We start from the raw sequence: 13721 nt of genomic DNA, 5'->3' as shown, positions 1-13721 counted from the left end.
TGTTATGAGTCAGCAGAAAAATACCGTCGTCGTGGCGCTGGATTTTGAACAACAACAAGCCGCACTGAATTTAGTCAGTCAGTTGGACCCCAAACTGTGCCGGCTAAAAGTAGGCAAAGAAATGTTTACCCATTTTGGTCCGGCTTTTGTCACACAACTGCACAACCGCGGTTTTGACGTGTTTTTGGATCTGAAATTTCATGACATTCCGAACACTGTGGCCAAAGCGGTAAAAGCGGCCGCTGATCTGGGTGTCTGGATGGTCAATGTGCATGCCAGCGGCGGTACCAGGATGATGGCAGCAGCACGGGATATTCTGCAGCCCTACGGAGCCCAAAAGCCGTTGTTGATAGCGGTGACAGTGCTGACCAGTATGGAACAGAGTGACTTAACTGAACTGGGTATTACCCTGACTCCGGAGCAACAGGTGCTGAAACTGGCCGGTCTGACTCATAAAGCCGGGCTGGATGGCGTTGTCTGTTCAGCCCAGGAAGCCAGCTTACTGAAACAGCAGTTTGGTCAGAATTTTTGTCTGGTGACACCAGGGATAAGACCCGCCAGCGCCAGCCAGGACGACCAGAAGCGGGTGATGACACCAGCTCAGGCCATAGCGGCGGGCGTCGACTATATGGTGATAGGTCGCCCCATCACCAAAGCAGCAGATCCATTGGCTGCGTTGCATAGTATTTATCAGGAAATCAGCCAGGCAGGCTGACCCTACAGCGACTTATTCTGGTGCATTGTTGCACCAGAATAAGTCCTTACCTTCAGCCCCCACTCAAACACAATCAAAATTAATTATTTGATATCAATAACTTGATTAGTTGGCATTAAATCTGCTTTTCCATTTCTCAAGGGTGTTTAACACCATAACAAACAGACGTCGGACCTAAGGTCTGATACGGCAACGAAGCCCGGACTCTGACTGCAGCCATGCAGCACAGAGCCGGGCTTTTTTTATTGTGGTTCTTTTTAGCACCCGCCCAAAAAGAGCTGCAGAGGATGGGTGATGAAGCAGCATAAAAAAATTCTGGTAGTAGGTAATGGCATGGTTGGCCATCATTTTGTCGAACAGCTGCAAGCCGCGGCACCACAAACTCAGATCACCGTGCTCTGTGGGGAAGCACAGCTGGCCTATGACAGGGTGCATCTGTCCAGTGTGTTTGATGGCGGCAGCGCCGGTGCGCTGGCCCTGACCTCTGAGCAGCATTATCAACAACTTGGGGTTGAATACCGGCTCAACTGCTGGGTTGAACGCATTGACCGGAGAGCGAAACAGGTCTTCAGCCAGAGCGGCGAATCTTTCAGCTACGACAAGCTGGTGCTTGCCACAGGCTCTTATGCCTTTGTCCCTCCGGTGCCTGGTAAGGATCAGGCTCATTGCCTGGTGTACCGGACTTTAGACGATTTAACCGCCATTGCCGACAGTGCCGCTCAAAGTAAAGTTGGGGTGGTCATTGGCGGCGGCCTGCTGGGGCTGGAAGCGGCCAATGCGCTGAAAAAACTTGGGCTTGAAACCCACGTAGTGGAATTTGCGCCTCAGTTGATGGCTGTCCAGCTCGACCTGGCCGGTGGCACCATGCTGGCTGATAAAATCCGTCAGTTGGGTGTCACTGTTCACTGCAATAAAGTCACACAAGAGATTGCCGCCGGTGTATCACATCGTTATCAATTGCGGTTTGCCGACGGCGAGGTACTGGACACCGATATGGTGCTGTTTTCTGCCGGGATCAGGCCCTACGACCAGTTGGCCAGAGAGGCTGAGCTCAGCGTCGGTGAGCGGGGCGGCATTGTGGTCAACGATCTGTGTCAGACCTCAGATCCGGCCATTTACGCCATAGGTGAATGTGCCGTCTGGCAACAAAAAATTTATGGCCTGGTGGCCCCTGGTTACCAGATGGCCCGAGTGGTGGTCAGTCATCTGACTGGCGGTGAGCTCAAATTCGGCGGTGCCGATATGAGCACTAAACTGAAGCTGCTTGGGGTTGAGGTGGGTTCCATTGGGGACGCCCATGGTCGTAGCAGTGGCGCCTTGAGTTATGTATTTACCGACCCACGCCAGCAGCATTATAAAAAGTTAGTGGTCAGCGCCGATGGTAAAAAGCTGTTAGGCGCGGTGCTGGTGGGTGATACCAGCCAATACGACACCTTGTTGCAATATGCGTTAAACGGTGTGGTGTTACCAAAACAGCCCGAAGCGTTGATCCTGCCACAAAGCACAGGGACCGCTTTGCCTAAACTGGCCTTGCCGGCCAGCGCCACCATCTGCTCCTGCCACAACGTCGCCAAAGCCAATGTGCTGGCCGCGATGGAGCAAGGTTGTGGTGATGTGGCCAGCATCAAAAACTGCACCAAAGCGGGTACAGGTTGTGGTGGCTGCGCTGCCTTACTGAAATCTGTGGTGGAGGATGAATTAAAGGCCCGTGGCATTGAGGTAAAAAACCATCTGTGCGAACACTTTGCTTATTCACGGCAGGAGCTGCTGCACCTGGTACAAGTCGGACAAATTAAAACTTTTGCTGAGCTGATGCGCCTGTATGGCAACGGCTTAGGCTGTGATATCTGCAAACCGGCCATTGGTTCCATTCTCGCGTCCTGCTGGAATGACTATGTGCTCAAATCTGCCCATGTGGGTCTGCAGGACACCAACGACACCTTTTTAGCCAATATGCAAAAGGATGGCAGCTACTCCGTGGTGCCCCGTATTGCCGGTGGCGAAATTACGCCGGACAAACTGCTGGTAATAGGTCAGGTGGCCAGGGACTTTAACCTGTACTGCAAAATTACCGGCGGCCAGCGTATTGACCTGTTTGGCGCCCGGCTGGAGCAACTGCCTCAGATCTGGCAGCGACTGGTCGACGCCGGATTCGAAACAGGCCATGCCTACGGCAAATCGCTGCGGACGGTGAAATCCTGCGTCGGCAGTACCTGGTGCCGTTATGGTGTGCAGGACAGTGTTGGCCAGGCCATTGCCATTGAAAACCGTTACAAAGGCCTGCGTGCTCCTCACAAAATCAAAATGGCGGTCTCTGGCTGCACCCGTGAATGCGCGGAAGCGCAAAGCAAAGACATTGGCGTCATTGCCACTGAAAACGGCTGGAACCTCTATGTCTGCGGCAACGGCGGTATGCGCCCCCGTCATGCTGATTTATTTGCCACTGACCTCGATACCGACACCCTGATCCGCTACATCGACCGCATTCTGATGCTGTATATCCGCACGGCTGACCGCTTACAGCGTACTTCAGTCTGGATGGAAAAACTGGATGGCGGTCTGGCCTACCTGAAGCAAGTGATCATTGATGACAGCCTGGGCATTGCTGCTGAGCTGGAACAACAAATGAGTGCCCTGGTGACCAGCTACGCCTGTGAATGGAAAACGACGCTGGAAGACCCCAATGCACTGAAACGCTTCCGTCAGTTTGTCAACAGCCCGGAGGCGGACGGCAATATTGTGTTTGTGCAGGAGCGCGAGCAAATCAGGCCCGCCACAGCCGCAGAGAAACAACAATGGCAACAACACATTCCGGTGTTAGAACTGACAGAGGAGGACTGAACATGGCCTGGACCCCAGTATGTACAAAAGAGGATCTGGTGGAAAACAGTGGTGTCTGTGCGCTGGTCGCCGGTCAACAAGTGGCAATTTTCCTGCTGCTGATTGAGGGCGAACAGCGGCTGTTTGCTGTCGGCAATTATGACCCTATTGGCGGTGCCAACGTGATGTCCAGGGGGATCCCTGGCTCCATAGGCTCGCGACTGGTGGTGGCATCCCCATTGTACAAACAGCAGTTTGACCTGACGACAGGCCAGTGCCTGCAGCAACCCGAATACCGCCTGCCTTGTTATGCCGTCGGGCTGGAACAAGGCATGGTATCGGTGTTCACTGAGCCGCTTTGCACTGAGCAACAGGCCAGCGCCGCCTGAGGAGTCAAGCATGAACTTACTGAATTACTTACGTCAGCGCCCATGGCCTGGTCTGAGCGGTCTTTTCGACTTTTCAGCTGCAAAGAACCAAAGCCGCTACGCCACACCAAGGGCCGCGAAGGGGGTTTATCTGATCGGTACCGGGCCAGGCGACCCGGAGCTGTTAACGGTCAAAGCAGAACTTTTGTTGCGCCAGGCTGATGTGGTGCTGTACGACGCGCTGATCCCGACATCACTGCTTGGCTTGTTGCCAAGGCGCTGCCGGCAGATTTATGTAGGGAAAAGAGCAGGGCAGCATGCACTGAAACAAACGGAAATCAACAGGCTGCTGGTGGAGTACGGCCGTTTGGGGGGCTTGGTGCTGCGTTTAAAAGGCGGCGACCCGTCTATTTTTGGCCGGGTCTCGGAAGAAGCCGTCGCACTGGAGCAAGCTGGGCTCAGTTTTGCCATAGTGCCCGGTGTCACCAGTGCCTGCGCCGCTTCGGCCTATTGTGGTATTCCTCTGACATCGCGCGGCGTTGCCAGCTCAGTGCAGTTCCTCACTGCTCAATTTGCTGAACCTGAACAACAGCCAGACTGGGCGGGGTATAGCTACAGGCCTGACGGCCAAAACCCGACCCTGGTGGTTTATATGGGCCTGACTCGTTTGCCCTTGTTGTGCAACGGTCTGCGCTCTGTCGGCTGGCCTCATCACACGGCCATTGCCTTACTGGATAAAGTCAGCACGCCAGAACAGCAACAGCTGATTGGCACACTGGCTAATATTCAGCAAAAACTGCAGGCCCAGCCACTGCGGGGGCCAACTCTGATTTTGATTGGCGATGTGGTGAAAGCGCCGATGGCGGTCAGTGCTGTGCTGCAGCATCAGCACCTGAGCGGGATTTAAACCTTAGTAAGAACTGACCAGCGCCTTGTCAGGCAAGGTGCTGCAGCACAGTGCTGCCCAAATTTCGGACGAAACAATTTTTAAAATAACAAAGGACAACAGATGACGAAGCCATACCCGATAGCCTGTTGCCTGCTGCTGGCCATACCGCCACTGCAGGCAGAACCAGCTGAGCCCACTGTGAATTACCAGTTTCGCTATCGACTGGAGACAGTGGATCAACAAGGGCTGGAAAAAAATGCACTGGCCAATACCTTATTGTCCCGTTTGAGCCTGGTTCAACCGCTGGCGACGGGCTGGTCGGCGATGGCCGAAGCTGACTATGTCACGGCTTTGGATCACTCTGGCTATCACGACAGTCTGAATGGCAAAACCCGGTACCCGACCATTGCCGATCCGGACGGTGCCGACCTGAACCAGTTGTTTTTGCAGTTTCAGCAACAGGGCCACAGACTGAAAGTCGGACGTCAGCGCATCAACCTCGGCAATGAACGTTTTGTCGGTGGCTCGGCCTGGCGGCAAAATGAACAGACTTTTGATGCACTACGTTATCAATGGCAGCAGAGTGCGAAGCTGAGCCTGGATTACAGCTATATCAGTAAGGTCAACCGGGTTTTTGGCAACAAACACCCCCAAGGCGACTGGTCGGCCAGGGGGCATCTGCTGCAGGCAGATTATCACCCCTTACCCAACCATAAACTGGGCCTGATGTGGTTGCAACTGGACATCGCTGATGCAGCGGCACAGTCCAGCCAGACTGCCGTGTTGGACTACAGCTTCAACCAAAGTCTGTCGGCCAGCAGTAAACACCAGTTCAGTGCCAGTTACGCCCGTCAGCAAGACAGCGCAGACAATCCGGCCAATTACAGCGCTGATTATTACGCGCTGGACTGGACACTGTGGTACTCAGAGTGGTTGTTGGCGGTTGGCGTGGAACAACTTGGCACGGATAACAGCATGGCGTTCAGCACACCGCTGGCAACTTTGCATAAATTTCAGGGCTTTGCTGATAAGTTTCTCAGCACGCCAGCATTGGGGGTACAAGACCGTTACCTGAAGTTGGGCTATCAGTGGCATCAGTTCGATTTGCAGAGCCACTACCATCAGTACAAGGCCTCCGAAGAGGATCAGGATTATGGCACTGAACTGAACCTGCAACTGAGTTACAACCTCAGCAAAGAACATCAACTGTTGCTGAAATATGCAGACTATCAGGCCAAGCAACTCTTTACCGATACCCGTAAGTTTTGGTTGCAATGGCTTGCCAGGTTTTGAAAGAACACAGCCCCGCCTGTACAGGGCGGGGCTGGCCTGACAGAAAGGTTTGTTCCGTCAGCGGGCCACTAAACCCAGGATCACCAGCAGCTGCAATACACACAACGCCTGCCAGAAAGCCAGAGGATGTTGCTGCATCAGACTGACCGGCTTGATAAAGTCCGGGTTGGGATGACGAATGTCGTACAAAAATTCCGACAGATGCTGATAACGTTCCTGCGGGACAGGCTGCAGGGCCTTTCGCAGGGTATGGTCCAGCCAGAGTGGCACTTCAGGCCGGTAAATCCGAACCGACTGATAAGTCAACTGGCACTGGGCTTTGCGTGTTTTGCAGCGTGCCATGGCCGGACCATAAGGAAACTTGCCAGACAATAAGTGATAGCTCAGCACGGCCAGTGAATAAAGATCAGAGCCTTCTGTACCGGCTTCACCAAGAAAAAATTCCGGCGCAGTGTAAAGCGCAGTGCCAGGAATATCGCCGGCAACTTCCTCAGCACTTTCCAGCCCGGCTAAGCGGGCGGCCCCAAAATCAATCAATACCGCATTGCCCTGGTGGTCAATCAGCACATTTTCCGGCCGCAGATCCTGATGCAAAATTTCCGCTCTGTGCAAAGTTTGCAAGGCCCGGCCCAGTTGCTCTATCAGTTGCCGCACCTGTTCCAAAGAGAGCTGTGGGTGGTCAAGCCGCCATTGCCGCAGGCTTTGACCGGGCACATAATCAAACAGGCTGTACAGGGCTGAGCGGGGCTGCTGCAATGCAGCGGCTTTTTGCAGATGCTGGCTTTGTACCCGGCGCGCTATCCATTCTTCTCTAAGCAGTTTATCCAGCAGTTGGGGCTGTTCGGCCAGTTCAGTCGAAGGTGCTTTCATCACATAAAAAGCCCCTGTGGTTTGCTGCTGCACCAGATAGACAAAACTGCGGCTGTTTTGCTGCAACACCCGCACTACCTGTAAGGCATCGAGGCTGTCGTTGCAGCTCAGCACGGGAGGAAGGGGCAGCTCATCATGCTGCTGATAGGGCTTCAGCGTATGCGAAGGCAACTGGTCAATACGGACCAGTTGCAGCGTAATGTTGTCATCTGTCCCGGCAGCGAGTGCCTGCGCCGCCAGTTGTGCCGCCAGCCTGTCCAGATCGTCGGTGGCTGTGCTTAAGGTCGCGGTTAAATCCTGTGGTCCCAGCCTGTCAAACAAACCGTCAGTGGCCAGCATCAGCAAGTCGCCTTGCTGTAACATCAGGCTGTTTTGCTCCGGTTTCAGCACTGCATTCATACCAAGCGCCTGGCTCAGGTAAGACAGCTGGCCCTGCCAAATCCGGTGATCGCGGGTCAGCTGCTGCAGTTGCTGCTGACGGAATAAATACAGACGGCTGTCGCCTACATGAAGCCAAAACGCCTGATCCTGTCGCAGGATCAGTGCCGTAAAGGTGCTGACATAGCCTTTATCTGGTTCGTGGGCAAACGCACTGTTCTGGTTTTGGCCACGCAACCAGTGGTGACAAGCCTGAACAACCTGCAGCGCACTGTGGGGGACAGACCAGGCGTCACTGGTGCAGTAGTAATCCTGCAAAAAGCTCTGCACTGCAGTTTCGCTGGCCACCTGACTGACACTACTGCTGCTGATACCGTCAGCAACAGCAAGCACTATGCCTTTGGCTGACAAGGCGGCGCCTTGCGGGATGCAGGCGCCATAACTGTCCTGATTCTGCGCTTTCTGGCCAGCAGTTGAATACTGACCAAGCCGAACCATTAAACTCATTTGGCACTCACCATGCTTGAACTGGCCTGCAGGTTGCTTAAGTGGCGTTTGGGTGCCGTTTTATAGTGCGTGCTGTACAGCGTCAGACCGGTAAAGGCCAGGCCGCCTACCAGGTTGCCTAATGCGGTAGGGATTTCATTCCAGACAAGGTAATCCATCACTGAAAAATCACCGCCCATCATCATGGCAAAAGGAAACAAAAACATATTGACAACAGAGTGTTCAAAACCCATAAAAAAGAACAACATAATAGGCATCCACATCGCAATGACCTTGCCGCTGACATGAGTGGATACCATGGCGCCAACCACTCCCATCGACACCATCCAGTTGCATAACATGCCTCGCAAGAAAATGGTCAGCCAACCGGCCGTGCCATGTTCGGCGTAACCCAAAGTACGGGCTTCACCGACGCCCGCCAGTTTTTCCCCTACAGGCCCGGCTTCGGTATGAAAGCCCATCGTCAGCACAAAGGCCATCATGGCCGCAACCGTCAGGGCACCGGCAAAATTGCCGCAAAACACCAGGCCCCAGTTGCGCAATATTGCCTGAACTGTCACACCCGGGCGACGATCCAACAAAGCCAGGGGCGTTAACATAAAGACACCGGTCAACAAGTCGAATCCCATCAGGTACAACATAATAAACCCAACAGGGAAGAGTACAGACCCCAATAAGAATGAGCCGGTCTGTACTGCGACTGTCACCGCAAAGACCGCCGCCAACGCCAGAATGGCTCCGGCCATATAGGCGCGTATCAGGGTGTCACGGGTTGACATATAAATTTTACTTTCACCAGAATCGACCATTTTGGTGACGAATTCAGTCGGAATTAAATAAGCCATTGTTTGTTCCTCGCAGTTGCATTTGCCCAGTTGCCGTTTTACGGGCATAAAAAAAGCGCCCGGACCTGCTGTGACCAGCCGATCTCGGACGCCTTTGTCCTGAAGCTTGTTGTGATGTCGTTCTCGGTTTTGCTTACGCTGTTTGACGCAGCAAATTTAAGGCCAATGATTGTACGTGATTGATAATTAACTACATTATTCAAAAATAAGTGAAGGGTAACTCAGATAAAACCCAGGTTTTGAGCCATAACTGGGCATAACCTGCACCAGAATTGCCCAATAACAGCCTCGGGCCAGAACCATAGATCTGGTGCTTCGCTTTGCCAACGTTGGGCCTGGCTACTGTTTTGAACAAACTGGAACGGCCATTGCTTTGAGATTGTGACGGATTAGGGCAGGGCACCATGATAAGTTCAGACACCTTTCAATTTTTACTGGCGGCAAAACGGGCGGAAATTAAAGTATTACACCAGTTGGCCGCCAACTGTCAGCTGGTCACTTTTGTCAGCGAACTGGTGCATCAGCTGCAGCGCGAACGGGGGATGAGCAACGTCTACCTGGCGTCAGGTTCTGAACTGTTCCGGGCTGAACGCCAGGCTCAGCTGGTCCATGTCACACAACAAGAGCAGTTGCTGCGTCAGGCGTTGCAGCAGCATTATTTGCATAACCCCGAAGCACACAACAGCAGCCGTTTGCTCAGCGCCGTGTCTATGGCCTTGCTGGGCATGGATGATTTAGCCGAACTGCGGCAGCAAATCAGCCAGCAGAAGATCAGTGCGCTGGCATCAACCCAAGCCTTCAGTCGACTGATCCATGCCTGGCAAACCCTGGTATCTGAAGCAGCCGACATCGCCAGTGATGCTGACATTTGCCGTTTGTTAGTGGCGCTGCAACATTTGATGCAATGCAAGGAGCTGGCCGGACAAGAACGGGCCTGGGGCAGTATTGGTTTTGCCAAAGGCAGCTTCAGCGTCGACCTGATCCAACGGCTGACCGATCTGGAGCTCGCCCAGTTTCAGGCCGCAGAGCAGTTTGTCAGTGCAGCCCCAGCAGCCTTAGCCCAAAGCTGGACAGCTCAGGAAAACGCACAGGGAAGCCAGGATTTGGCGCATTTACGCGGAATGTTAAAACAGTTTACCGGTCACGACTGCACTGTGCCGGCTATAGCTGACATCTGGTACCAGTTAGCCACAGACCGCATGGACCACATGCAGCAACTGCAGGTGCAATTAACCAGCCTATTGCAGCAGCAGGCTCAATACAAACTTGCAGACGCCAGACAGCAGCTGGACTTGTATAAGCAGAGGGTCACCGCCAGGCAACAACATAACGAAGCGCAGATCCGCAGTATTTTATTCGATCCTTCCATGCCTGGTTTGTACGGCGATGCGTCAGCAATACAATGCCGGCTGGAACAAACTGGCTATTCATCTTTGTATCAACTGCTGACTGATCAGGCGGCTTACATCAACCGAATCCAGGCTGAACTGGCAGAAGTTAAAGCAAAAGCTGACGAACAGCACCTGCTTAAACGTGCCAAAATCTGGCTGATGCAACAACAGAAGCTGACCGAACCCGCAGCCCACAAATTATTGCAGCAACAAGCAATGAACCAAAACTGCACCGCAGTGGATATCGCCAGACAGTTGCTGCAAAAAACCAGACAGAAGGCGGGAGGCTGAAGACGGCTTCCAAACAGATATATCATATTTAACATAATAGGAACAATAATTTAGGGCCATGTAGGCCCTTTTTTATTGACCTGAAAACTCATGAACTAAACGATTCAAGTAGTCAGTGGTGTGCTTAATCATCTTTAGCTTGGCGTCCGACTGCATATCTTCAATTTTCTGCCTGGCAGCCTGTAGCTGACGGGTAGCATTAGCAGACGCCCATTTATACCGCCAAATCATAGCCACATCACCAGGGGAGCAATTGCCCCACGGAGTAACAAGAGATCCATCTTGATCAATGCGCATAGTAGACCAGCCTTTCATAAGGGGCAGGTAACCAGCGCAGTGAACATGCAGGTAACGATGTGCTGTTGGATGCGGAGCATTCTGTTCATACCAACGTCGGCAGGTCTGAGGGGTTACACCAAAGAATTTAGATGCCCGGTCATGTTTCTGGCCGTCCATACCAAAAGCATCCCTATACAGGGTCTGGAAATTTTCCAAGGGTTCAGACTTACGTTTTAACACTGCTAAAAATCCATCTTAAAACGGGGTTCGGATAGTACCTTTTTGTCCTGTCCAGTGGCACCGAAAAAGTGTGGATTAGTCCGGAAGTCCGGACTCAGTTCGGATGTAATAGAACTCCGAACTTTCTGGCCCCAAGAAAGCGCCAAAATCGGCCGCCTTCGGCTGTCCGCTTTTGCCCCTTTCTGAGTGTGCGTTGGGCCGCCGCCCTTCGGGCGAAAAAAGAGGTTTTTCAGGGCGCGGGGTAGTCTGGCGGGTCGGGTGATCATGAGATCGCGGAGCAGGTTTATTTGTGCAGATGGTCAGCAGGGTAGCCCTGGGGCGCTACGCCCCCAGCCCCCAGTTGTTACTGAAACTTTGGAAAGATAAACGCCAGGTTTTCATAGGTCAGGATAGGCGTATACCCGTAATACAGGAACTTGAACCCCATCAACTCAAAGAACTGGCTATCTAAGGTGACGATATTCAGCTCAGTACGAGTTTGAGGCGTAGCGGGGTCGCCTTCAGGTTGCGATTCAAGCGGCTGAACCTGAACCTCTACGGAACCAACAACACAGTTGAACAGGTGGCGAACCTCTGTATAACGCTTGCCTTTGATTTCCTTCTTAACCACCTCATAGCCACCATACGTCAGTTCCTGGCACATGCCACTAATGGGTGTATTGGCCTGCAACAGGTTGACGAACGGCAGGAGCTGGCGGGTGGTTTCAGCCTGGACTGTTTGCTGAACTGGTTGACTGGCCGGAGACGTTGACTGTTCTGATACGGTTGGTTCGGGCTGGTCTGTTTTACCGATTTGGGTGATTTGGTAAATCAGGTAAGCAAGAAGGATCACAACAAGAGGCAGCAATAAAAGCTTTGTGGGCAGCTTGAATTTATGGGTATGCAAATCAGCCGACCAGTAGAGGCCATAATATTTTTTATCGCGTGGGGCTGGCTTTTGCTGGGCCTGTTTGCGCTGAAAGTAGTCCTCTGGGTCAAAAACCTTATCCGCCCAAAGGCGGGTTACAACAGTACCGCCAAAGGGCCGGAAAAAGTGAATATGACGGCCTGTAAGCCGTCTAACGTGGTTATCTAATAGTTTAGCGTCCTGAGTGACTAAAAAGACGTCATAGCCCTTGTGGCGGTGTGTTTCAAACTCAGAGCAGTGCTGCGGTACTTTGGCCCCGACCGGACGGGGCGGAAAAGTTTGCTGGCATTCGTCGATAAAGATGACTGAGCCCCTGGGTAACTCATACCAGGCGGCGGCATGTTCAAAGCGGGTAAAGTGCAGGTTAAACCGTTTGATGTGGTCAATATGGGGCTGTTCGGCGGCCGCCAGGTATTCATTCAGGGCGGTTAGCCTGGCAGGTTTATAGAGTTTGCGGCACCACTTAACGAATAAATCCAGGGGGCCGGTGCCTGAAACCCAGGCGTCGTACAAATGTACCAAATGAGGGAATGAATCAGCTGAGGCCGATTCACCCTCTTTATGAATGCGAAATAGTATCTTATTGACCTTTTCCCTGGGCTTTTTTCCCAGGGAATCGAGGTACACACCATAAAACCATCCGGCGAAGCTGTTGCAGACCTCTATGTCCAGCATGAGTAGCTTAACGTTGTTGTAATACTTCTCGCGGCCACTGAAATCCGACTCTTCAATAATCATCTTCAGGGTGTTCAGGGATTTGCTGGCCCCAGGCAAACCGGTAACTAAATACAGCATGGTTTAACTCCACTGAAAGACTTTGACAGCGCCAGACTGGAATCCCATCAGGACCAAACGGGCGGCCAGGGCGGAAAAAACAATCTGAAGACACTCATCAAATCGAAGGTTGGCGAGGACGCTGACCGTGAGGGGTGAAAGGTTAAGGAGATAGCCTTTGACCTGGCCAAAGATGGTGGACAAGCCCCAACCGGATAATTCATAGACGGCCCAACCCACACCAAATGAGGCAAGAACTTTTACAAGCAAAGGACCTGCAGTAAGGACAGTCAGAGTGAATATATATTTGCGGAAAGCTGTAAAGAGAACTGAAAAGGCTGAAGCCAGCCACGGTACTAAACCAAGCATTTTTACCCCCTACGACCAAAAACAATGAACGGCGTAGCTAACCAGGCGAACGCCACAAAAAGAGAACCCAACATGCCGGAAAAGTCACAGGCCGGCTTAAAGTTGAGTTTGTAGGTATGGACACGACCAAGGAACGACAATTCTATTGGGACATCCCTAGGGCACTGTTCGGCATCATCAAAGAAGGTGTTGAATGTATCTGAATCAACGCCTGGAAGCTTCACACTGTCCTTAACTAAATCACCTGGTTTTTCATTACCGGAAATACCGAGCGCTGTTAAATAGCCATCGCCTGGCATGTCTAAATTATCCCCCTGCAAGCTATTGCCCTTTAGGCTATCGCCAATTTCACCCAGTTTGGAGGACAGCCCCTCAAAACCGGATTCCACCGTGGAATTCAACGTCTTGACGCTGTTATTTACATTCGTCACATTCGAATTCAAACCGCTCAGCTGGCTTTGCATATCGCGCAACCGGTCATTGGTATAACCCGCCTGTTTTTGTATCGCGCCAAGTAACTCATTGGTGTTTTTCTGCTGCTGCCCTAAATAGTCAATGCGATCACTCAACGGTTTTAAATCCGTGCTGCTAGCCGGTGTCGTCGGCGCGGTCGGCGGCGGCGGGTCAGTCTGAGGCGGCGGGTCAGGTGGAGGCGGATTATTGTCATTGCCGCCATCTGGTGGCGGAGGGTCATCATCACCACCCCCATCGCCGCCGTCTGGTGGCGGAGGGTCATCATCACCACCCCCATCGCCGCCATCTGGTGGCGGAGGGTCATCATCACC

Annotated in this window: 12 protein-coding genes; 6 read left to right on the top strand and 6 right to left on the bottom strand. The window is 52.7% G+C overall.

Annotated elements, in window-relative coordinates:
* Positions 1-4 precede the first annotated feature (4 nt).
* The 5 genes from pyrF to WKJ03_RS17265 all read left to right on the top strand — a co-directional run bounded on the left by pyrF (position 5) and on the right by WKJ03_RS17265 (position 6085).
* Positions 5-715, top strand: a complete 711-nt coding sequence (gene pyrF / locus WKJ03_RS17285; protein ID WP_337843491.1) for an orotidine-5'-phosphate decarboxylase — start codon at positions 5-7, stop codon at positions 713-715.
* 294 nt (positions 716-1009) lie between these two features.
* Complete coding sequence (nirB, locus tag WKJ03_RS17280; RefSeq protein ID WP_337843490.1) at positions 1010-3556, top strand: nitrite reductase large subunit NirB; 2547 nt, start codon at positions 1010-1012, stop codon at positions 3554-3556.
* Positions 3557-3558: 2 nt separating this feature from the next.
* A complete protein-coding gene (nirD, locus tag WKJ03_RS17275) occupies positions 3559-3924 on the top strand; it encodes a nitrite reductase small subunit NirD (protein WP_337843489.1) in 366 nt (121 codons plus the stop codon).
* Positions 3925-3934: 10 nt separating this feature from the next.
* The gene (cobA, locus tag WKJ03_RS17270; protein ID WP_337843488.1) at positions 3935-4810 is read left to right on the top strand and encodes a uroporphyrinogen-III C-methyltransferase; all 876 of its coding nucleotides are present in this window, start codon (positions 3935-3937) and stop codon (positions 4808-4810) included.
* A 102-nt stretch (positions 4811-4912) separates the two neighbouring features.
* Complete coding sequence (locus WKJ03_RS17265; protein ID WP_337843487.1) at positions 4913-6085, top strand: alginate export family protein; 1173 nt, start codon at positions 4913-4915, stop codon at positions 6083-6085.
* Positions 6086-6142: 57 nt separating this feature from the next.
* Here WKJ03_RS17265 and WKJ03_RS17260 read toward each other — a convergent pair whose 3' ends face one another.
* On the bottom strand, positions 6143-7840 hold the full coding sequence (locus WKJ03_RS17260; protein ID WP_337843486.1) for a protein phosphatase 2C domain-containing protein: 1698 nt from the start codon (positions 7838-7840) through the stop codon (positions 6143-6145).
* On the bottom strand, positions 7837-8685 hold the full coding sequence (locus WKJ03_RS17255) for a formate/nitrite transporter family protein (RefSeq protein WP_337843485.1): 849 nt from the start codon (positions 8683-8685) through the stop codon (positions 7837-7839). Before WKJ03_RS17255 ends, WKJ03_RS17260 begins: the two co-directional genes overlap by 4 nt.
* A 404-nt stretch (positions 8686-9089) precedes the next feature.
* Here WKJ03_RS17255 and WKJ03_RS17250 point away from each other — a divergent pair, with 404 nt between their 5' ends.
* Positions 9090-10367 (top strand): nitrate- and nitrite sensing domain-containing protein, encoded by a 1278-nt coding sequence (locus WKJ03_RS17250; protein WP_337843484.1) that lies wholly within the window; start codon positions 9090-9092, stop codon positions 10365-10367.
* 72 nt (positions 10368-10439) lie between these two features.
* Here WKJ03_RS17250 and WKJ03_RS17245 read toward each other — a convergent pair whose 3' ends face one another.
* From WKJ03_RS17245 to WKJ03_RS17230, 4 genes are all read right to left on the bottom strand, one after another.
* Positions 10440-10886 (bottom strand): hypothetical protein, encoded by a 447-nt coding sequence (locus WKJ03_RS17245; RefSeq protein ID WP_337843483.1) that lies wholly within the window; start codon positions 10884-10886, stop codon positions 10440-10442.
* Positions 10887-11229: 343 nt separating this feature from the next.
* Positions 11230-12588, bottom strand: a complete 1359-nt coding sequence (locus tag WKJ03_RS17240) for a zonular occludens toxin domain-containing protein (RefSeq protein WP_337843482.1) — start codon at positions 12586-12588, stop codon at positions 11230-11232.
* 3 nt (positions 12589-12591) lie between these two features.
* A complete protein-coding gene (locus tag WKJ03_RS17235; RefSeq protein WP_337843481.1) occupies positions 12592-12936 on the bottom strand; it encodes a DUF2523 family protein in 345 nt (114 codons plus the stop codon).
* Between the two features lie 2 nt (positions 12937-12938).
* A partial coding sequence (locus WKJ03_RS17230) for a virulence factor TspB C-terminal domain-related protein (protein WP_337843480.1) occupies positions 12939-13721 on the bottom strand: 783 nt, incomplete at its 5' end.

It is taken from the genome of Rheinheimera sp. (assembly GCF_037442525.1).
Lineage (GTDB): Bacteria > Pseudomonadota > Gammaproteobacteria > Enterobacterales > Alteromonadaceae > Pararheinheimera.
Note: the sequence above shows the minus strand (reverse complement) of the source record. Positions and strands in the feature narration are given on the sequence as shown.